Origin of the sequence: Pseudomonas resinovorans NBRC 106553 (assembly GCF_000412695.1) — a bacterium.
In the GTDB taxonomy this organism is placed as follows: domain Bacteria; phylum Pseudomonadota; class Gammaproteobacteria; order Pseudomonadales; family Pseudomonadaceae; genus Metapseudomonas; species Metapseudomonas resinovorans_A.
The window spans coordinates 706,654-726,763 of the sequence record NC_021499.1 but is presented as its reverse complement, the minus strand read 5'-3'; the positions used below and the strand labels follow the sequence as shown (position 1 = coordinate 726,763).

The 20,110-nt window shown below is 69.0% G+C and carries 18 protein-coding genes and 1 riboswitch; of the genes, 11 read left to right on the top strand and 7 right to left on the bottom strand.

Annotation, left to right across the window (positions count from 1 at the left end; genetic code table 11):
- Nucleotides 1-72: 72 nt before the first annotated feature.
- Together cobW and cobN are read left to right on the top strand one after the other, a co-directional pair.
- Nucleotides 73-1,125, top strand: a complete 1,053-nt coding sequence (gene cobW, locus PCA10_RS03300) for a cobalamin biosynthesis protein CobW (protein WP_016490590.1) — start codon at nt 73-75, stop codon at nt 1,123-1,125.
- 158 nt (nt 1,126-1,283) lie between these two features.
- Nucleotides 1,284-5,018 carry a cobaltochelatase subunit CobN gene (cobN, locus tag PCA10_RS03295; RefSeq protein ID WP_016490589.1) on the top strand — a complete coding sequence of 1,245 codons (3,735 nt, stop codon included), beginning with the start codon at nt 1,284-1,286 and terminating at the stop codon, nt 5,016-5,018.
- An 85-nt stretch (nt 5,019-5,103) separates the two neighbouring features.
- Here the strand turns inward: cobN and PCA10_RS03290 are convergent, their stop codons facing one another.
- Complete coding sequence (locus PCA10_RS03290) at nt 5,104-6,192, bottom strand: 3-deoxy-7-phosphoheptulonate synthase (protein ID WP_016490588.1); 1,089 nt, start codon at nt 6,190-6,192, stop codon at nt 5,104-5,106.
- 514 nt (nt 6,193-6,706) lie between these two features.
- Here PCA10_RS03290 and PCA10_RS03285 point away from each other — a divergent pair.
- The 3 genes from PCA10_RS03285 to PCA10_RS03275 all read left to right on the top strand — a co-directional run bounded on the left by PCA10_RS03285 (nt 6,707) and on the right by PCA10_RS03275 (nt 8,957).
- Nucleotides 6,707-7,708, top strand: a complete 1,002-nt coding sequence (locus PCA10_RS03285; RefSeq protein ID WP_016490587.1) for an ATP-binding protein — start codon at nt 6,707-6,709, stop codon at nt 7,706-7,708.
- 2 nt (nt 7,709-7,710) lie between these two features.
- The gene (locus PCA10_RS03280; RefSeq protein ID WP_144276938.1) at nt 7,711-8,364 is read left to right on the top strand and encodes a vWA domain-containing protein; all 654 of its coding nucleotides are present in this window, start codon (nt 7,711-7,713) and stop codon (nt 8,362-8,364) included.
- Between the two features lie 149 nt (nt 8,365-8,513).
- Nucleotides 8,514-8,957 carry a hypothetical protein gene (locus tag PCA10_RS03275; RefSeq protein WP_016490585.1) on the top strand — a complete coding sequence of 148 codons (444 nt, stop codon included), beginning with the start codon at nt 8,514-8,516 and terminating at the stop codon, nt 8,955-8,957.
- 230 nt (nt 8,958-9,187) lie between these two features.
- On the opposite strand, the gene PCA10_RS03270 is transcribed toward PCA10_RS03275, so the two are convergent.
- From PCA10_RS03270 to PCA10_RS03245, 6 genes are all read right to left on the bottom strand, one after another.
- A complete protein-coding gene (locus PCA10_RS03270) occupies nt 9,188-9,505 on the bottom strand; it encodes a CcdB family protein (protein ID WP_016490584.1) in 318 nt (105 codons plus the stop codon).
- Entirely contained in the window at nt 9,505-9,750 is a 246-nt protein-coding gene (locus tag PCA10_RS03265) for a type II toxin-antitoxin system CcdA family antitoxin (RefSeq protein WP_016490583.1), read from the bottom strand. The genes PCA10_RS03270 and PCA10_RS03265 overlap by 1 nt, the downstream gene beginning before the upstream one ends.
- A gap of 80 nt (nt 9,751-9,830) precedes the next feature.
- Nucleotides 9,831-10,538, bottom strand: coding sequence for a (2Fe-2S) ferredoxin domain-containing protein (locus tag PCA10_RS03260; RefSeq protein ID WP_016490582.1), 708 nt, complete (start codon nt 10,536-10,538; stop codon nt 9,831-9,833).
- On the bottom strand, nt 10,535-11,266 hold the full coding sequence (locus PCA10_RS03255) for a cobalt-precorrin-6A reductase (protein WP_016490581.1): 732 nt from the start codon (nt 11,264-11,266) through the stop codon (nt 10,535-10,537). Before PCA10_RS03255 ends, PCA10_RS03260 begins: the two co-directional genes overlap by 4 nt.
- Nucleotides 11,266-12,360, bottom strand: a complete 1,095-nt coding sequence (locus tag PCA10_RS03250) for a cobalt-precorrin-5B (C(1))-methyltransferase (protein ID WP_016490580.1) — start codon at nt 12,358-12,360, stop codon at nt 11,266-11,268. The genes PCA10_RS03255 and PCA10_RS03250 overlap by 1 nt, the downstream gene beginning before the upstream one ends.
- Before the next feature lie 91 nt (nt 12,361-12,451).
- Entirely contained in the window at nt 12,452-13,657 is a 1,206-nt protein-coding gene (locus PCA10_RS03245; RefSeq protein ID WP_016490579.1) for a bifunctional cobalt-precorrin-7 (C(5))-methyltransferase/cobalt-precorrin-6B (C(15))-methyltransferase, read from the bottom strand.
- An 81-nt stretch (nt 13,658-13,738) separates the two neighbouring features.
- Nucleotides 13,739-13,931: riboswitch (cobalamin riboswitch) on the top strand.
- 89 nt (nt 13,932-14,020) lie between these two features.
- On the opposite strand from PCA10_RS03245, the gene cobG reads away from it, so the two are divergent.
- The 6 genes from cobG to PCA10_RS03215 all read left to right on the top strand — a co-directional run bounded on the left by cobG (nt 14,021) and on the right by PCA10_RS03215 (nt 19,937).
- Complete coding sequence (gene cobG / locus PCA10_RS03240; protein WP_016490578.1) at nt 14,021-15,337, top strand: precorrin-3B synthase; 1,317 nt, start codon at nt 14,021-14,023, stop codon at nt 15,335-15,337.
- Entirely contained in the window at nt 15,334-15,960 is a 627-nt protein-coding gene (locus PCA10_RS03235) for a precorrin-8X methylmutase (RefSeq protein ID WP_016490577.1), read from the top strand. The genes cobG and PCA10_RS03235 overlap by 4 nt, the downstream gene beginning before the upstream one ends.
- A complete protein-coding gene (locus PCA10_RS03230) occupies nt 15,957-16,709 on the top strand; it encodes a precorrin-2 C(20)-methyltransferase (protein ID WP_144276937.1) in 753 nt (250 codons plus the stop codon). The genes PCA10_RS03235 and PCA10_RS03230 overlap by 4 nt, the downstream gene beginning before the upstream one ends.
- Nucleotides 16,709-18,364 carry a precorrin-3B C(17)-methyltransferase gene (gene cobJ / locus PCA10_RS03225; RefSeq protein ID WP_016490575.1) on the top strand — a complete coding sequence of 552 codons (1,656 nt, stop codon included), beginning with the start codon at nt 16,709-16,711 and terminating at the stop codon, nt 18,362-18,364. Before PCA10_RS03230 ends, cobJ begins: the two co-directional genes overlap by 1 nt.
- 110 nt (nt 18,365-18,474) lie before the next feature.
- Nucleotides 18,475-18,975: a sigma-70 family RNA polymerase sigma factor gene (locus tag PCA10_RS03220; RefSeq protein ID WP_016490574.1), complete on the top strand. Its 501-nt coding sequence runs from the start codon at nt 18,475-18,477 to the stop codon at nt 18,973-18,975.
- The gene (locus tag PCA10_RS03215) at nt 18,972-19,937 is read left to right on the top strand and encodes a FecR domain-containing protein (RefSeq protein WP_016490573.1); all 966 of its coding nucleotides are present in this window, start codon (nt 18,972-18,974) and stop codon (nt 19,935-19,937) included. The genes PCA10_RS03220 and PCA10_RS03215 overlap by 4 nt, the downstream gene beginning before the upstream one ends.
- Nucleotides 19,938-20,110 lie beyond the last annotated feature (173 nt).

Here is a 20,110-nt window from a genome sequence, read left to right as displayed (position 1 = left end):
TGGCGAATCCGTTGCGCGGGCCGAGTCCCGCTGCGTTCGTCATGCCCGCCGACCGACCACGCAGAGGCGCGCATGAAAACCCTGGCCAAACTCCCCGTCACCATCGTCACCGGCTTCCTCGGCGCCGGTAAGACCACCCTGCTCCGCCACATGCTGGACAACGCCCAGGGCCGCCGCATCGCGGTGATCGTCAACGAGTTCGGCGAGCTGGGCATCGACGGCGAAATCCTCAAGCAATGCAGCATCGGCTGCAGCGAAGAAGAAGCCATGGGCCGTGTCTTCGAGCTGGCCAACGGCTGCCTGTGCTGCACCGTGCAGGAAGAGTTCTTCCCGGTGATGCGCGAGCTGGTGGCCCGTCGCGGCGACCTCGACCAGATCCTCATCGAGACCTCCGGCCTGGCCCTGCCCAAGCCCCTGGTGCAGGCCTTCCAGTGGCCGGAAATCCGCAATGCCTGCACCGTCGACGCGGTGATCACCGTGGTCGACAGCCCGGCCGTGGCCGCCGGCACCTTCGCCGCCCACCCCGAGCAGGTGGACGAACAGCGCCGCCAGGACCCGAACCTCGACCACGAATCCCCCCTGCACGAGCTGTTCGAGGACCAGCTGGCCAGCGCCGACCTGGTGGTACTGAACAAGGCCGACCTGCTCGACGCCGACGCCCTGGCCGCCGTGCGCGCCGAGGTGGCCGAGGAGCTGCCGCCGGCGGTGAAGATCATCGAAGCCAGCAGCGGCAAGCTGCCGCTGGACATCCTGCTGGGCCTGAACGCCGAGGCCGAGCTGCACATCGACAGCCGCCCCACCCACCATGACCACGAAGGCCACGAGGACCACGACCACGACGAGTTCGACTCCTTCCACCTCGACCTGCCGGAAGTGGCCGAAGGCGCCCTGCTCGAAGCCCTCGGCCAACTGGTGGAGCACCACGCCATCCTGCGCATCAAGGGCTTCGCCGCCATCCCCGGCAAGCCCATGCGCCTGCTGATCCAGGGCGTGGGCAAGCGCTTCGACAAGCACTTCGACCGCAAGTGGCTGCAAGACGAAACCCGTGGCACCCGCCTGGTGGTGATCGGCCAGGAACTGGACCAGGCCGCCATCGCCAACGAACTGCGCACGGCGCTGGCCTGACCCACGACCGTAGGGTGGGTTGAGCCTGCGATACCCACGATGCGATATCGATGGGTATCGCTTCGCTCAACCCATCCTACGGAGCCACCCAGCCACGACCGCACGCACCGAACTGGCCCCTCTCCCTTCAGGGAGAGGGTTGGGGAGAGGGTCCCGCCATGCACCTGCTACGCACCCAACCCGGCGGCTTCGTCCCCGACGACGGCATCGCCCACCTGGCCCAGACGCCCGCCGAGCTGGTGATCCTCTGCAGCGGCGATTCCCACCTGGCTTTGCTGGCCGAGGCCGCCCGCGAGCTGCCCGAGGACTACCCGAGCCTGCGCCTGGCCAACCCCATGCAGCTGCAGAACCACGCCTCGGTGGACCTCTACGTCGACGAGGTGCTGCGGCACGCCAAGGTCATCCTCGTTTCGGTGCATGGCGGCGTCGGCTATTGGCGCTACGGCATCGAGCAACTGGTGGCCCTGGCCGAATGCGGTGCGACCCTGATCCTGGTGCCCGGCGACGACCGCCCCGACCCGGAGCTGGCCGGCCTGTGCAATGTCCCGGCCGAGCAGGCCGAGCGCCTCTGGCAGTACCTGCGCCAGGGCGGCATGGACAACGCCCGGCAATTGTTCAACTACCTGGCCAGCCAGGGGCTGGGCCGCGACTACCCCTGGCGCGAGCCCCAGACCCTGCCCCGGGTCACCCTGTACCACCCGCGCATTCGCCCGGCTGGCCTGGAACACTGGCGGGCCGAATGGCAGCCCGATCGGCCCGTGGCAGCCCTGCTCTTCTACCGCACCCACCTGCAGGCGGCGAACACCGCCTTCATCGACGAGTTCTGCACACGCCTGGCCGCCCAGGGCCTCAATCCCCTGCCCATCGCCGTCGCCAGCCTCAAGGAAGCCGCCTGCCTGGTGGCGGTGGAAGACTGGCTGGACGCCGCCGACGCGGCGCTGATCATCAACACCACGGGGTTCGCCCAGTCGAACCCCGAGGCCCCCGCCCTGCGCCCCTTCCGTCGCGATATCCCGGTGCTGCAGGCCATCTGCTCCCTGGACAACCAGCCGCTCTGGGAAGCCAACCCACAAGGCCTGGGCCCGCGCGACCTGGCCATACACATCGCCCTACCGGAACTGGATGGGCGCATCATCACCCGCCCCATCAGCTTCAAGGGCCTGGCCTGGCGCAGCGAGCGCAGCCAGAGCGACGTGGTCTGCTACCTGCCGCACCGCGAGCGCATGGACTTCGTCGCCGCGCTGGCGCGACGCTGGTGCGCGCTGGCGAGCAAGGCCAACGCCGACAAGCGCGTGGCGCTGATCCTGGCCAACTACCCGACCCGCGACGGCCGCATCGGCAACGGCGTGGGCCTGGACACCCCGGCCGCCGCGCTGAACATCCTCCGCGCCCTGGAAGCCGAGGGTTATCCCGTCGCCGGCCTGCCGGACAGCGGCACGGCACTTATCCACAGCCTGCTGGGCGGGGTCAGCAACGACCTCGACAGCCTGGACGCGCGGCCCTGCGCCCAGAGCCTGGCGCTGGCCGACTACCTCGCCTGCTTCGCCCGCCTGCCCGAGGCCAACCAGCGCGCGGTGACGGAGCGCTGGGGCGAACCGCAGCAGGACCCGATGTTCCGTGGCGGTCGCATGATGGTGGCCGGCCTGCGTTTCGGCCTGGCCTTCGTCGGCATCCAGCCGGCGCGGGGCTACCAGCTGGACCCGGCGGCCATCTACCACGACGCCGACCTGGTGCCGCCCCATGGCTACCTGGCCTTCTATTTCTGGCTGCGCGAGGTGTTCGCCGCCGACGCGCTGATCCACGTGGGCAAGCACGGCAACCTGGAGTGGCTGCCGGGCAAGGGCGTGGGGCTGTCCGCCGAGTGCTGGCCGGATGCGGTCATGGGCCCGTTGCCGAACATCTACCCCTTCATCGTCAACGACCCCGGCGAAGGCGCCCAGGCCAAGCGCCGCGCCCAGGCGGTGATCATCGACCACCTGATGCCACCGCTGACCCGCGCGGAAAACTACGGCCCGCTGCGCGACCTGGAGCGCCTGGCCGACGAGTATTACGACGCCTCCCTGCTGGACCCGCGCCGCGCCGTGCAACTGCGCGGGGAAATCCTCGAGCTGGTGAAAGCCACCGCCCTCGACCGCGAGCTCGACCTCAGCCTCAATGACGACGCGGACAGCTGGCTGCCACAACTGGACGCCTACCTCTGCGACCTCAAGGAGTCGCAGATCCGCGACGGCCTGCACGTGTTCGGCGAATCCCCGGTCGGACGCCTGCGCAACGACACCCTGCTGTCCCTGGTACGCATCCCCCGTGGCGATGGCAAGGGCGCCAACGCCAGCCTGCTGCGCGCCCTGGCCAGCGACCTCGGCCTTGGCGCCGACCCGCTGGACCTGGCCTGGGCCGAGCCCTGGGAAGGCCCGCGCCCGATGCTGCTGGAAGCCATCAGCGACGAACCCTGGCGCAGCAATGGCGATACCCGCGAGCGCCTCGAGCTGCTGGCCATGGGGCTGATCGAGACCCTGGACTTCGGCTCCCTCGGGCCCGCCAGCGATGGGGTTATCCACAGCCTGCGCCGTGTCATCGCGCCCACCCTGGACGCCTGCGGCGCGTCCGAGATCGGCGGCGTACTGGCGGCGCTGGACGGCCGCTTCGTCCCCCCCGGCCCCAGCGGCGCACCCAGTCGAGGGCGCCTCGACGTACTGCCCACCGGGCGCAACTTCTTCACCGTGGACGTGCGCAACCTGCCCACGCCCACCGCCTGGCGCCTGGGCTTCCAGTCCTCCAGCCTGCTGCTGGAACGCCACCTGCAGGACCAGGGCGACCACCTGCGCCAGCTGGGCATTTCCGTGTGGGGCACCGCCACCATGCGCACCGGCGGCGACGACATCGCCCAGGCCCTGGCACTGATGGGCGTGCGCCCGGTGTGGCAGGCCGGCAGCCAGCGGGTGGAAGACTTCGAGATCCTGCCGCTGTCGCTGCTGGATCGCCCACGGGTGGACGTGACCCTGCGGGTGTCGGGCTTCTTCCGCGACGCCTTCGCCAACCTCATCCGCCTGTTCGACGCCGCCGTGCAAGCGGTCGCCGAACTGGACGAACCCGACGACATGAACCCCCTGGCCGCACGGGTGAAACAGGAAAGCGCGCGCCTGGCCGCGGACGGCCTGGCCATCGAGGATGCGCGCCTGCAAGCCGGTTGGCGGGTGTTCGGCGCCCAGCCTGGCGCTTATGGCGCCGGCGTACAGGGCGCCATCGAGGAACGCCAGTGGCAGGACCGCGCCGAGCTGGCCGAGGTCTACCTCAACTGGGGTGGCTACGCCTACGGCGCGAAGAACGACGGCACCCCGGCACGGGAGCGCTTCGCCCAGCGCCTGCAACGGCTGCAGGCGGTGCTGCAGAACCAGGACAACCGCGAGCACGACATTCTCGATTCCAACGACTACTACCAGTTCCAGGGCGGCATGCTCGCCGCCGCCGAAACCCTGCGCGGCGAGCGGGTCGCCAGCTACCACGGCGACCACAGCCAGCCGGACCTGCCGCGTATCCGCTCGCTCAAGGAAGAACTGGCGCGGGTGGTGCGCTCACGGGCGGCCAACCCCAAATGGATCGCCGGGATGAAGCGCCACGGCTACAAGGGCGCCTTCGAACTGGCCGCCACCGTGGACTACCTGTTCGCCTTCGACGCCACCAGCCAACTGGTGGACGACCACCAGTACCAACTGCTGGCCGATGCCTACCTGCTGGACCACGACACCCGCGAGTTCATCCGCCAGCACAACCCCGAGGCCCTGCGCGATATCGCCGAGCGCCTGTTGGAAGCCCAGCAGCGCGGCCTCTGGGAAAACCCCGGCGACTACCGCGAGGCCATCGAGAACCTGTTGCTCGACAGCGAAGAGCAGTAGGTTGACGCAGAGCGCAGCGAAGCCCAACGTTTCAGAGTTGAGCCCGCGCGTTGGGTTTCGCAGGCTCTACCCAACCTACAGGAGCCTACCCCCGCAACCGCGCCGCCGCCTCCCGCAGGATGGCCTCGGTGCCAGCCCAGCCCAGGCAGCCATCGGTGATCGACACGCCGTAGCGCAGGTCGCAGGACAGCGACTGGGCGCCGTCGAACAGGTGGCTCTCGAGCATCACCCCGCGCAACGCATCCTGTCCCGCCAGGCGCTGGGCGATCACGTCCTCCAGCACCGCCGGCTGGCGCAGCGGGTCCTTGCCACTGTTGGCGTGGCTGCAATCCACCAGGATGCGCGGCGCGATGCCCAGTTTCTCCAGCCCGGCACGAGCCGCCTGGACACTGGCCGCATCGAAGTTCGGCCCCTGGTGGCCGCCACGCAGCACCAGGTGGGTATCCGCGTTGCCGGCGGTCTCCACCAGCGCCGGGCGACCCTGCACATCGATGCCGAAGTGCTGGTGGGCATGGGCGGCCGAGCGCATGGCGTCGGTGGCAATGCCGAGGCTGCCGTCGGTTCCGTTCTTGAAGCCCACCGGCAGGTCCAGGCCGCTGACCATCTCGCGGTGGATCTGCGATTCGCTGGTGCGCGCGCCGATGGCGGCCCAGCTCAACAGGTCGTCCAGGTAGCCGGCCACCAGCGGCTGCAGCAGCTCGGTGGCCACCGGCAGGCCCAGTTCGGCCATCTCCAGCATCAGCCGGCGGCTCAGCGCCAGGCCCTCGGCCATGTCGCCGCTGCCATCCAGGTGCGGGTCGTAAACCAGGCCTTTCCAGCCCACGGTGGTACGCGGCTTTTCGACATAGGCGCGCATCACCAGCAGCAGCTGGTCGCTCACCTCGGGCGCCAGGGCGGCGAGGCGCCGGGCGTAATCGAGGGCGGACTCGGGATCGTGGATGGAGCAGGGACCGACCACCACCAGCAGGCGCGCGTCCTCGCCATCCAGCACGGCACGCACGGCCTCGCGCTGGGCGCGGATCTGGCGGGCGAGCTCATGGGACAGCGGCAGGCGCTGGCGCAGTTCGGCGGGGGTGGGCAGTGGCTGGGTGCGGCGAGATGGGGCAACCTCCAGCGCGATGGCGTGGAGCGGTTGCTGTACGGCGGTGGGCAGAACGGATTGCAGGGAATTCATGACTGGCGTCCTCAGCCGGCGCGGCTCGATCCGCGCGCGGCGCTATCTGGGTGTTCGATGCAAGGGAATGGCGGCGTTGGCAGAGCGGCTAAATCGCCAGTCGGAGCTGCGGTAATAGGTCTGGTAGGTGCGGTAGCTGATCATGGTGCGATCCTGTCTGTCGGTTGTTGGCCTTGTGGGCCGGAAAACAAAAACCCCCGGTCGGGTTGCCGACCGGGGGTTTCGTGGAGCTTTGGTGGCGACCCTGCTGGAGTGGGCCGCCTGATGGGTATCAGGTCAGCCCTTGGCTAAACCAATACCCATAGAAATAGCTGGCTGCAGCGGCCACACGCACACGCGCCTGGGCTTGAGCCGGGCGAGCGATGAGCGATGTGGAAGCGAGGTGCGGCATGACGATCTCCAAAGCGAATGCTGGCTAACCTACTGCATCGCCGCGCGCCGTTCAATCACTGTTTTCTATCGGCGACACCGCCCTTCCGCTACCATGCGGGCCATGCGTCCGTAGGATCCAGCCATGTCCGAGCTTCCCCATTTCCCACTGAGCGCCGTCGTCGCTTCCGACGAGCTGAAGTTGGCGCTCTGCCTCGCCGCCATCGACCCCGCCATCGGCGGCGTACTGATCGAAGGCCCCCGTGGCATGGCCAAGTCCACCCTGGCCCGTGGCGTCGCCGACCTGCTGGAAGACGCCAGTTTCGTCACCCTGCCGCTGGGCGCCAGTGAGGAACGCATCGTCGGCACCCTCGACCTGGACGCGGCCCTCGGCGAAGGTCGCGCACGCTTCTCCCCGGGCGTGCTGGCCAAGGCCCACGGCGGCGTGCTCTACGTAGACGAAGTGAACCTGCTCCCCGACCACCTGGTGGACCTGCTGCTGGACGTGGCCGCCAGCGGCATCAACCAGGTGGAGCGCGATGGCATCTCCCACCAGCATCCGGCGCGCTTCGTGCTGATCGGCACCATGAACCCCGAAGAGGGCGAACTGCGCCCGCAACTGCTGGACCGCTTCGGCCTCAAGGTCCTGCAGGGCGGCCAGCCGCAACCGGCCGAGCGCGCCGAGATCGTTCGCCGTCGACTGGCCTTCGATACCGACCCGCAGGCGTTCCTCGCCCGCTGGAGCAACCTGCAGCAGGCCCTGGCACAACGCTGCCAGGACGCCCGCGCGCGGCTGCCGGCCATTCCCCTGGACGATGCCGCCCTGGACGAGATCGCCCAGCGCTGCTTCGCCGCCGGGGTCGACGGCCTGCGCGCCGACCTGGTCTGGCTGCGCGCCGCCCGCGCCCATGCCGCCTGGCGCGGCGTCGAACGCATCGAGGCCGAGGACATCGACGCCGTCGAGCATTTCGCCCTCGCCCATCGCCGCACCCACACCCCGCCGCCCGCCGCGCAGCCACCGGAATCCCCGTCCGCCAACGCACAGTCCCAGCCGTCCACTGGCGAAGGCCAGTGGGGCGAACTACCGGCGCAAACCGTGCCCATGGGTGAACGACGCGAGTTGCCGCGCTGGCCAAAAAAGCCCTGAGCATCCGCCCGCGCACGGTCACAGGGGCGGGTGCGGGGTCCAGGCCCGGCGCCCTCGGCAATGGCCGCAGCGGTGCGCGCCGCAGCGGAAACGCCGGCGCCATCCAATGGTTGCCGACGCTATTGCGCGGGCGCCCGCGCCAGGCTGCGGACCTGATCCGCGCGCCCCGCAGCCGGCAACCCGACGAACTCTGGCTGGTGCTGGTGGACGCCTCCGCCTCCACCCGCCGCCACGGCGCCCTAACCCAGGCCAAAGGCCTGCTGGCCGGCGTCTTCGAGACCGCCTACCGCCAGCGTGCGCGCCTCGCCGTGCTCCACGCCACCGGCCGCCAGCCGCAGTGGCTGTGGCAGGGCAGCAAGGCCTCCCCGGCCCTGCACCACTGGCTCGCCGAACTAGGCGCCGGTGGCGGCACCCCGCTGATCGAGGCCCTGCAACAATCCGCCCAGTGGCTGACGCGCCGGCAACGGCAGAAGCCGGCGGAGGAGCAGCGGGTGCTGATCCTCACCGATGGGCGTTTGAAGGAGTGGCCGGCGCTGGACCCGATGGGCTGCCCGACGCTGCTGGTGGATATCGAGGGCGGCCCGGTGCGCCTGGGGCGGGCGCGCAAGCTGGCGGATGAACTGGGGGCGGAGTACCGAGTCATCGCCGAACTTTAGAGCTATGGGTTTCGCAGACCCATACGCGAATCAGTACGTTCCGAGGCAGATGGCACGTGGATGGACGTCGACAGCGTGATATCAGATCAATACCATCCACGCGGTCCTTTGCCATCACACAGCTTCGCAACAGATTTCAGGAACACTTCATGGAAGAGATCTCTTTCCGGCGCAAGGCGCCAGCGGTCGGTATCGTTGTTTCCCTGTTTTCTCTTATCCAAGGAACAATGTCGGTATTGGCTCCGGCCTTGTTTGCGATCCTTGGCATCGCCGTTTCGCCAGCCAGTGCGACCTACCTCCTCCTCTTGGGTATCGCTTCGCTACTGCTGGGCTACTTGGGAATCAAAGGGCGCCCAACGGCTTACTTCTTCATGGCGTTGCTGTGCCTGTTGCAAAGCATTGCGTTTCGAACTCCTGACGCCCACTTCAACTTCATTGGGCCAGTTTCACTGAGCTTCGGTTTTGGTCGCGAACCCGACCTGGAGTTCACCATCAATGTCCTGGCACTGCTCTTTGCAGCATGCGCAGCACTCGCTCTGTATCAGATGAACAAACAGCAAGTACCCTCGGCGGACGCCCAGCAAACATCCTGATCCGCAACGGATAGCCTCAACCACTAGCTGCGTTCGGCGAGTGAAGCGAAACCCGTCTCTCCAACTCACTCCCAGCGCCGTAGCACCAGGGCCAAGAAAGCCCCGCCAATGGGCGCCGATGAACCACCTCTTCGGGGATAGGAATCAAATTGCGAGGAAATTCTTACCGAAGTGAAGAAGCATCAGTTCCGCCCACGCCAAGCAGCTAACGCTCTTCCACAATCGGCGAACTAGATTCCGGTAATCAGCAGATCCAGCGCCGCGATGACTTCATGGCGGGCATCGGCCAGGTCGGCCACCTGCTGCCCCAGAATCCGCCGGGGTGCGCCAGCCATCTCCGGCGTGACCATCACCACGGCATTCCCCTCCACCTCGAACACGGGCATCAAGGTCTTGAGCACCTTGCCCTTCATCACATCAGCGGAATAGAGCGGCACAACCACCCGGGTACCCAACTCTGCGATCAGGTCGCTCTGGATATCCAGCAGGTAGGGAATGCGCGTGCGGGTGGCAGGGTTGGTGTTGAGGTGCACGGCGAACTGGGGCATCAGAAGCGCCTCACGTCATCGCTGAACACGCCCTCGGCTTCGACCTTCTCGTTGTACGCCGCCATGGCTGTGCGGTTCTCCTCCAGCCAAAGTTCGCGTTGCCTGGCTTTCAACGCATCGGCCAGGGCCTGTTCGAGGGTTGCCGAGAGGTTGATATCCAAAGCCCGCGCCTTGCTCAGCAGGTCGCTGTTGATACTGAGGTTGGCGGCCTTCTTCGGCGCCTGCGGATCGTAAACAGGGTGCATGACGGACCTCCCTCACGACTGATGCGCATACGCTATGCGCATCCATAGCATCAGTCAAAGCCGCCTGCCGGACGGAAAGGCTACGGCTCCATCAACAGCTCCGGCACCTGCCGCTCTTCGACTATCCGCTCCTGCACCCAGCGCAGCACTTCGGCCTCGTCGCGAATGCGGTACCACTCCCCTTCCGGGTAGAGGCTGGCGGTGGGCCCTGAATCGCAGGGGAACTGGCATTGGGTGCGGGTGATGTGCACGCCGCCCTCGCATTCCAGTTTGCCCGCGGCCTTGAGGGTTTCCCGCAGTTTCTTCCACAGCGGCAGCGCGCCACGGCGGGTGCAGCGCGGGCCGTTGCACAGCAGCAGACGGCGGGCGTGGGGCGGAATGCAGGACCAGGAATGGCGCTCCGGCAGCTCCGGAACCTCAAGGCAATCCAGGTGCAGTTCCCGGCGCTCGGCCAGGGCGCAGGCGACACTGGCCGGGTCGCTGTCGAACTGGCCCAGCGGGCTGGCGACGAAGAGGCCTTCCGGCGCGCCCAGCCTGGCGAGTTCACTGCGTAACCAGTCCAGATGCTGGGTGGATGATTCCACTTCGAGGTCGATCACCAGCAGCGGGCGCGGGCTCTCCTGCACGCGCTGCCAGAGCGCGTCGTAGCCGTCACCGGTATCGACGATGTCGGCTAGCGCCGCCTCACCGCGCAGGGCGATCAACTGGCGGCGGAAGAGTTCGCCGAATGAACCTCGGCCGAGGTCCGGCCCGGCGAACAGCACGCGGGCGTAGGGAATTGCAGTCATGGGGCTTCCAGGTGGGGGACGAGGGCCTGCCAGAGGGCCTCGACGGAATCGAATTCGCGCTGCACCGGCGGCAACTCGGGACGCCGGAGTATCAATACCGGCAGCCCAAGCTCACGGGCCACCTGCAGCTTGGGTTCGGTGGACTGGCTGCCGCTGTTCTTGCTGATCAGCACATCGCTGGCCAGGCGGGCGAACAGCTCGCGCTCGCCCTCCAGGCTGAAGGGGCCGCGCGCACCTATCACCTCGAAGCGCTCGCCGGCCGGCTGGGCCGTGAGGCAACGCACCGTCCAGTGCTGCTGCGCCGGTATCTCCCGCAGGTGTTCCAGGGGTTCGCGGCCGAGGGTGAAGAAGGGCCGTTGGAAGTCCTTCAGTGCTTCGATCAGCTCGGCCCAGTCGGCCACCTCGCGCCAGTCGTCACCGGCGCCGGCCTGCCAGCCGGGACGGCGCAGGGCCCAGCAGGGCACGCCGGCCAGTTCGGCGGCGCGGGCGGCGTTGTGGCTGATCTGCGCGGCATAGGGATGGGTGGCATCCAGCAGCAGATCGACACCCTCCTCCGTCATGAAACCCGCCAGCCCTTCAGCGCCGCCGTAGCCGCCAACGCGAACCTGGCAGGCGAGGTCGTCCGGCACCTTGCCGAGGCCGGCGAGGCTGTAGATATGCTCGGGGCCAAGACGGCGGGCCAGGGCCAGCGCCTCGCTGACACCACCCAGCAGGAGAATGCGTTTCATCAAAGTTCCACGGCCTCGCCGACGATATTGCCCTGGCGGTCGATGGCGAACACCTCCAGCCTCACGCTGGCCGGCACCGTCTTGCGGGCGAAGGCCAGGGCATGGGCGCAGACCGCGTCACCCAGGGGGATGCCCGCGTCATGGGCCATGGCCAGTGCCAGCTGGCTGGTGTTGGCGCCGCGCATGGCTTCCTGCAGCTCTGGGCCGGCGCCCAGTTCGGCGGCCCATTGCGCCAGCAGCGGCAGGTCGATGCTGGAGCTGCGGCTGTGCAGGTCCATATGCCCGGCGGCGAGCTTGCTGATCTTGCCGAAGCCGCCGCACAGGCTGAGCTTGTCCACAGGGGCCTTGCGCAGGTGCTTGAGCACGGCCCCGGCGAAGTCGCCCATCTCGATCAGGGCGGTGTCGTCCAGGTGGTAGCGATTGCGCATGGCATCCTCGCTGGCGTTGCCGGTGCAGGCCGCGAGGTGGGTGAAGCCGTTGGCGCGGGCCACATCGATGCCCTGATGGATCGACGCGATATAGGCCGAACAGGAGAAGGGCCGGACGATGCCGGTGGTGCCCAGGATGGACAGGCCACCGAGGATGCCCAGGCGCGGGTTCATGGTCTTCAGCGCCAGCGCCTCGCCGCCCTGCACGCAGATGCTCACCTCGAAGCCGCCGGCATAGCCGTGATCGGCAGCCAGGTCCAGGAGGTGCCCGGTCATCATCTGCCGGGGCACCGGGTTGATCGCCGGCTCCCCCACGGCCAGGGTCAGGCCCGGCTTGGTCACGGTGCCGACACCGGGGCCGGCATGGAAGCGCACGCCGGGCTCCGGCGCCAGGCGGACCTGGGCATAGATCAACGCACCGTGGGTCACGTCGGGGTCGTCGCCGGCGTCCTTGAGGGTGCCCGCCTCGGCGCCACCCTCCATCAACCGACAGAACTCCAGACGCATCAGCACCCGCTGCCCCTTGGGCAGGACGATCTCCACAGCGTCGGCCGTTACCCCGCCCAGCAGCAGGCGCGCCGCCGCCAGGCTGGTGGCGGTGGCGCAACTGCCGGTGGTGTAGCCGCTGCGCAGCGGCGCGGGCTGTTCGGGGGTTTCGTCACGCATGGCTGCTCAGGGTCCCACGTAGGTTGGCGCCGAGGAACGAGGCCCAACAGCTCGGGCCTCGACGTTGGGCTTCGCTGCACTCAGCGCCAACCTACGCATCCTTGGTCACGTCCAGAAGCGTAATCGGCAGCGCCGAGCGCCAGGTATCGAAATCCCCCAGTGGCTGGGCCTGGGCGATGGAGATGCGGGTGAGCGCGCCGCCCTGGCGTTCGCGGAAGGCCACCAGGGTGGCTTCGCTCTGCAGGGTCACGGCATTGGCCACCAGGCGGCCGCCAGGTTTGAGGCTTGCCCAGCAGCGGTCCAGCACGCCCGGTTCGGTAACGCCGCCGCCGATGAAGATGGCGTCCGGCGCGGGCAGCCCGTCCAGCGCCGCCGGGGCCTGGCCGGCCACCAATTGCAGGCCGGGTACGCCGAGGGTGTCACGGTTGTGGCGGATATGGCCCTGGCGTCCTTCGTTGGCTTCCACGGCGATGGCGCGGCAGCCGGGATGGGCGCGCATCCACTCGATGCCAATGGAGCCGCAGCCGGCGCCCACGTCCCACAGCAGTTCGCCGGGACGTGGCGCCAGGCGCGCCAGGGTGATGGCGCGGACATCGCGCTTGGTCAGTTGGCCGTCGTGGCGATAGGCCTCATCAGGTAGGCCGCTGGTGGTCGGTAGCGGGCAGGTGCCATCGGCGGGCCGGACTTCGATGGCCAGCAGGTTGAGCGCGGCGGCTTCGGCGAGGCTCCAGTCGCTGGCGATGCCCTCGATGCGCCGCTCACGCTCGCCGCCCAGGTGCTCCAGCACCGTTAGCCGACTGGGGCCGAAGCCATGTTCGGCCAACTGCGCAGCGATGGCCGCCGGACTGGTGCCGTCATTGCTCAGCACCAGCAGACGCGCACCGTCGTGCAAGTGGGCATTGAGCGCGGCCAGGGGCCGGGCCACCACCGAGAGCAGGGTCACGTCCTGCAACGGCCAGCCGAGGCGCGCGGCAGCCAGGGAGTAGGAAGACGGCGCCGGGATCACGCGCATTTCCTCCGCCGCCACCTGCCGCGCCAGGCTCGCGCCAACGCCGAACAGCATGGGGTCGCCGCTGGCCAGCACGCAGACCGGCGTACCGCGCTTTTCCAGTACCGGCGCCAGGGAGAAAGGGCTGGGCCAGGGGCTGCGCCGGGCACCGATGCAGCGCGGCAACAGGTCGAGCTGGCGCGCTCCGCCGAGCACCTCGACGGCGCCCAGCAAGGCGTGGCGCGCGGCCTTGCCGAGGCCCGCGTAGCCGTCTTCGCCAATTCCCACCACTGTCAGCCAGGGCTGCATCTGCTGTCCTCGATCTCTGAAAACGCCAAGGCCATCCAGCTTCCGACAGGCAGCCTTTTCCTAGGTCTGGGCAAAGCGGGCATAATAGCGCCCTTCATCGGTCGCTGGCGCTCACCTGACGAGCCCCGGCCTAAGAGGGAACACGGTCGAGCCGTGGCTGCCCCCGCAACTGTAAGCAGCGAGTCCATGCAATCCAGGCCACTGAATTTTTCGGGAAGGCCGCACTGGATGATGACCTGCCAGCCAGGAGACCTGCCGATGAAACCAGTCGCGTGTGTACGTATCGAGCGGGGTGTATCGGTGCAACGTTGTCCCTGACAGTCGGGGAATCGGGTCGCCGCGACGCCAACCATGGTGACCTGAGTGGAACACGCCCAGCCCAATCCGCGATCCGTCCGCCCCTCGGCCTGCCCGGGGTTGCTGCGTATCGTCCAGGCGCAGGACGGTGGTATCTGCCGGATCAAGCTGCCCTGCGGCCGCCTGAGCGCGGCCCAGGCCCGCGCCGTGGCCGCCGCAGCCAGCGCCCATGCCAGCGGGGTGATCGAGGCCACCAATCGCGCCAACCTGCAGATCCGTGGCGTGCGCCCCGACGCAGAACAGGCACTGATCGACGCCTTGCTGGCGGCCGGCCTGGGTGCCGGCTCCCCCGGCGCCGACGATGTGCGCAACCTGATGGTCAGCCCCCTGGCCGGCCTCGACACCGACGCCCTTGTGGATATCTCGCCGCTGGCCGAACACATCCTCGACCTGCTGCAGGACCAGGCGCACTTCCACGCCCTATCGCCCAAGTTCGCCCTGCTGCTCGATGGCGGCGAGGCCGTGGCGATGCTGGAACATCCCCACGACATCTGGCTGTCCGCCATGGGTCGGGGCGACGACGCCCTGTTCGCCTTCGGCCTGGCCGGCTGCCCGCCACACTCGCCCGAGCAGCCCCCCGCCCTGGCCGCCGTGCCGCGCGCCCAGGTGCCGGCGCTGCTGCAAGCCCTGCTGGAACTCTTCCTCGAACTGGCGACACCCGAGCAGACGCGCATGCGCCACCTGCTTGCCGAACACCCCGAAGGCGACCTGCTGTTGCGCCTGCAACAGCGCCTGGATCGCCCCCTGTTGCCGGCGGGCAATTGGCAGCGCCCCGCGCCGCAGGCCTTCGCCCACCTGGGCGTTGTCGCCGAGCGCCATGTCGGCGGCGCGCCGGCCCTGGGCCGGCTGGATGCCGCGCAACTCGACGCCCTCGCTGATCTCGCCGACACCTTCGGCGACGGCAACCTGCGCCTCACACCCTGGCAATCGCTGCTGCTGCCCAACGCCCGCGACACCGACGCCGTACTGCAGGCCATGAACCAGCTCGGCCTCGCCACCGATGCCCGTGAGCCCCTGGCGCGGCTGATCGCCTGCACCGGTTCGGCCGGTTGCACCAAGGGCCTGGCCGATACCAAGGCCGATGCCCAGGCCCTCGCACCTCTGCTGCCAGACGCCGCCGTGGTGCACCTCAGCGGTTGCCCGCGTTCCTGCGCCGCCGCCCATGTGGCGCCCTTCACCCTGCTGGCCGTCGCCCCCGGCCGCTATGACCTCTACCAGCGCGACGGCGCCGGCTTCGGCCGGCTGCTGGCGCGCGATATCGGCATCATCGAGGCCGGCGAGCGCCTGGCCGCCTCTCCTGACACCTGGAGTTCCACCCCATGATCGAGTACATCCGCGATGGTCAGGAGATCTATCGCAACTCCTTCTCCATCATCCGCGCCGAGGCCGACCTGGCCGGCATTCCCGCCGACCTGGAAAAACTCGCGGTGCGGGTGATCCACGCCTGCGGCATGGTCGATGTGGTCGAAGACCTGCGCTTCTCCCCTGGCGCCGGCACCGCCGGCCGCACCGCCATCGCCGCCGGCGCGCCGATCCTCTGCGATGCGCGCATGGTCGCCGAAGGCATCACCCGCGCACGCCTGCCGGCGGACAACCGGGTCATCTGCACCCTCAACGACCCCGGCGTGCCGGAGCTGGCCCGCACGCTTGCCAACACCCGCTCGGCAGTGGCCCTGGAGCACTGGCGCGAGCATCTGGAGGGCAGTGTGGTGGTGATCGGCAACGCCCCCACCGCGCTCTTCTACCTGCTGGAGATGCTCGACGCCGGCGCGCCGAAGCCGGCGCTGATCCTCGGTTTCCCGGTGGGCTTCGTCGGTGCGGCGGAGTCCAAGGACATGCTCGCCGCCGACAGCCGTGGCGTGCCCTACGTGATCGTGCGCGGTCGGCGCGGCGGCAGCGCCATGGCCGCCGCGGCGGTCAACGCCCTGGCCACGGAGGTGGAGTGATGAGCAACGGCAAGGGACGGCTGATCGGCCTGGGCGTGGGCCCCGGCGATCCAGAACTGATTACCCTCAAGGCCCTGCGCCTGCTGCAGTCGGCGCCGATAGTGGGCTACTTCGTGGCCAAGGCGAAGGCCAGCCAGGGCCAGGGCGGCAATGCCTTCGGCATCATCGAGCAGCACCTGACCGAGACCCAGCAGCGCATGCCCCTGGTCTACCCGGTGACCACCGAGAAACTGGAGCCGCCGCTGTCCTACGAAACCGTCATCAGCGACTTCTACGACACCGCCGCCGAGCAGGTTGCCCAGCACCTGGAAGCCGGTCGCGACGTGGCGGTGATCTGCGAGGGCGACCCCTTCTTCTACGGCTCCTACATGTACTTGCACGACCGCCTGGCCGAGCGCTACGAAGTGGAAGTGGTGCCCGGCGTCTGCTCCATGCTGGGCAGCGCGGCGGTGCTCGGCGTGCCCCTGGTGTACCGCAACCAGAGTCTCTCGGTGCTCTCCGGCGTGCTGCCGGAAGACGAGCTGAAGGCACGCCTGGCCGACGCCGAGGCCGCCGTGGTGATGAAGCTCGGGCGCAACTTCGACAAGGTCCGCCGGGTGCTCCAGGAGCTCGGCATCGCCGGCCGCGCCCACTACGTCGAGCGCGCCACCATGGCCAACCAGCGCATCGTGCCGCTGGACGAGGTGGACCCCATGGCCTCGCCCTACTTCTCGATGGTCGTCATCCCCGGCCAGAAGTGGAGGGGTTGATGGAACAGCCTAACGCCCCGGCCATCGTCCTCCTCGGCAACGGCGGCCTGGCCACCGCGCGCCGGGTGCAGGCGCTTTATCCACAGGCGCGAGTCCTCGGCCTGGCCGGCCGCGTGGAAGGCGCCGACGAGTGCTACGCCGAGTTCGGCGAAACCCTGCGCGAGCTCTACCGCAGCGACACGCCGATCATCGGCCTGTGCGCCGCGGGCATCCTCATCCGCGCCCTGGCGCCGCTGCTGGCCAGCAAGGGTGCCGAGCCGCCTGTGCTGGCGCTGGCCGAGGACGGCAGCGCCGTGGTGCCGCTGCTCGGTGGCCTGGGTGGGGTGAACCGCATGGCGCGGGAAATCGCCGCGACCCTGAACGTGGCACCCGCCATCACCACCAGCGGCGAGCTGCGTTTCGGCACCTGCCTGCTGGACCCGCCGGCGGGCTATGCCCTGGCCGATATCGAGCAGGGCAAGCGCTTCGTTTCCGACCTGCTGGGCGGTGAGGCGGTGCGCGTGGAAGGCGACGCTCCCTGGCTGGCAGCGGTCAGCCTGCCCCTGGCCGACGAGGCGCAGCGGGTTATCCACATCACCGCCGAAGCGCGCCCGGCGCAGCGCGACGAACTGCTGATCCACCCCCGCGCGGCCGTCGCCCGCATCATCGGCAAAGCCAGTGCCGAAGCCATCCGCCAGGCCCTGGCGGATGCCGGTCTGGCGCCGCTGTCCCTGGCCTGCCTGCTGGCAACGCGGGAGCGCATGGTCGACGGGCAACTCGCCGCGACCGCCACCGAACTGGGCGTGCCACTGCGCTTCGGCGCCGATGAGTCCGCCCTGCCGCCCCTGCTGCGGGAAGCCGACGGCATCGCCATCCACCTGGCCGATGCGCCCCTGGAGCCTGCGACCATCGGCCAGCCGCGCGGGCGCCTGACCGTCATCGGTCTCGGCCCCGGCGCGGCCGAGTTCATGGTGCCGGCCGCGCGCCAGGCCCTGGACGAGGCCCAGGACCTGCTCGGCTACGAAACCTACATCCGCATGGCCGGGCCCCTGCGCCCCGACCAGGTGGCCCACTGCACCGACAACCGCGAAGAGTTGCAGCGCGCACGCCACGCCTTCGAGCTGGCCGCCAGCGGCCGCCGCGTGGTGGTGGTGTCCTCCGGCGATCCCGGCGTGTTCGCCATGGCCGCCGCCGTGCTCGAAGCGCTGGACGACGCCCGCGATCCGGAGTGGCTGCGGGTGGAGCTCCAGGTATTCCCCGGGGTGTCCGCCGCCCTGGCCACAGCGGCCAAGGCCGGCGCCCCGCTGGGCCACGACTTCTGCCTGCTGTCGCTGTCGGACAACCTCAAGCCCTGGGACGTGATCGAGAAGCGCCTGGACCATGCCGGCGCCGCCGACCTGGCCATGGCCTTCTACAACCCCATCTCCAGATCACGGCCCTGGCAGCTGGGTCGTGCGCTGGAAATCGTCCGCCGCCATCGCGCCCCGGAAACCCTGGTGGTGCTCGGCCGCGACATCGGCCGCCCGGCAGAACGCTTGAGCATCACCAGCCTCGGCGAGCTGACTCCCGAGCAAGTGGACATGCGCACCCTGGTGATCATCGGCTCGTCCCTGACCCGTCGCGTGCCCAGGGGCAATGGCGAGGACTGGGTGTATACGCCGCGCTGGTATCGCTGAACGCTCGGCGATACCCATCGGCAACCGTACACGGCGCTGTTGCAAATACCCCGCGCCACGATGAAAATGCGATTAATTTTCATTTGCTATCGCATCTTGCGGTGCCCTTCATGTCCTCTCCCCCCATCACCCTCCAGGCGCTGTACAGCGAGCACCACGGCTGGCTGAAGAACTGGCTGCGCAGCAGGCTGGGCAATGCCGCCGATGCCGCGGACCTGGCCCAGGACACCTTCCTGCGCCTGCTGGGCAAGGGCGACAGCTTCGAGCTGCACACCCCGCGTGCCTTCCTGCGCACCGTGGCGCGCGGCCTGGTGATCGACCACTGGCGGCGCGAGGAACTGGAGCGCGCCTACCTGGAAGCCCTGGCGCACCTGCCCGAGGCCCAGGCGCCCTCCCCCGAGGAACGCGAGCTGATCCTCGAGCTGCTGGAACGTATCGCGCTGCTGCTCGACCGCCTCAAGCCCAAGGCGCGCACCGCCTTCCTCCTTGCCCAGTGCGAGGGCCTCACCCACAAGGAAGTCGCCGCGCGCCTGGGCATCTCCCTGCGTTCGGTGGAACGCTACGTGGCCGACGCCCTGTACCACTGCTACCTGCTGCGGTTCGAGGAATGAGCGGCCAGAGCCGGGTCGCCGGCCCCGACGAACAGGTGGTGCGCCAGGCCATCCACTGGCTGATGCGCCTGCGCGGCAGCGGCGACACCGAGTTGCACAAGGCCTGCGAGCACTGGCGCGGCCAGAGCGGCGACCACGAACTGGCCTGGCAGCGGGTGCAGCAACTCGACCGCGAGCTGGGCACCGGCCTGAAGGCCATGCCCGGTGCCGGTCTGGTGCTGGACAACGCCCGCGCCGGGCTGCAGCGCCGCCAGGCACTGAAGCTGCTGTCCGGCATGGCCGTGGCCGGCGGCGCGCTCTGGCTGACCCGCGACATCACGCCCTGGGAGCGCCTTTCCGCCGACCTCGCCACCGCCACCGGCGAACGCCGGGGCCTGGCGCTGGCCGATGGCAGCCAGCTGCAGCTGAACACCGACACGGCGGTGGATATCCGCTTCGACTCGCAGCAGCGGCTGGTCGAACTGTGCCGTGGGGAAATCCTCGTCAGCAGTGCAATCCAGGCCGCCCCGCTGCGGGTGCGTACCCGCCATGGCCAGCTGGAAGCCCAGGCCGCGCGCTTCGTCCTGCGCCAGGGCAAATCCGCCTCGCGCCTCAGCGTGCTGCAGGGCAGCGTCGCCCTGAAACCGGCCGGCGGCCTGTCCACCCAGTTGGTGCAGGCCGGGCAGAGTTTCGACCTGAGCCACGACGGCATCCACCCCGTGCGACAGCTCGGCATGGAAGCCGGCGCCTGGGTCGACGGCCTGATCGTCGGCCGCGACATGCGCCTGGCGGACTTCCTCGCCGAGGTCTCGCGCTATCGCCACGGCCGCCTGGCCTGCTCCGAGGAGATCGGCGACCTGCGCCTGTCCGGGGTGTTCCGCCTGGACGACACCGACAAGCTGCTGGCCTTGCTGCCGCAAACCCTGCCGGTGCAGCTGCGCTACCGCACCCGCTGGTGGGTGACGGTACAGGCCAGGACCTGAACATCGCCTTACCTGTGGGGGCGATTTCAATCGCCAAGGGCAGCGCAGCTGCCCCAATGAAGGCTCCAGACTGCTGGCCTGCGGCCTGCATCGCGAATGAATTCGCCCCCGCAACGTTCGCCATGACCACAGCGTTGAAAATTTTTTGGCGGGTTTTCCCGCCTGCCCCGGCA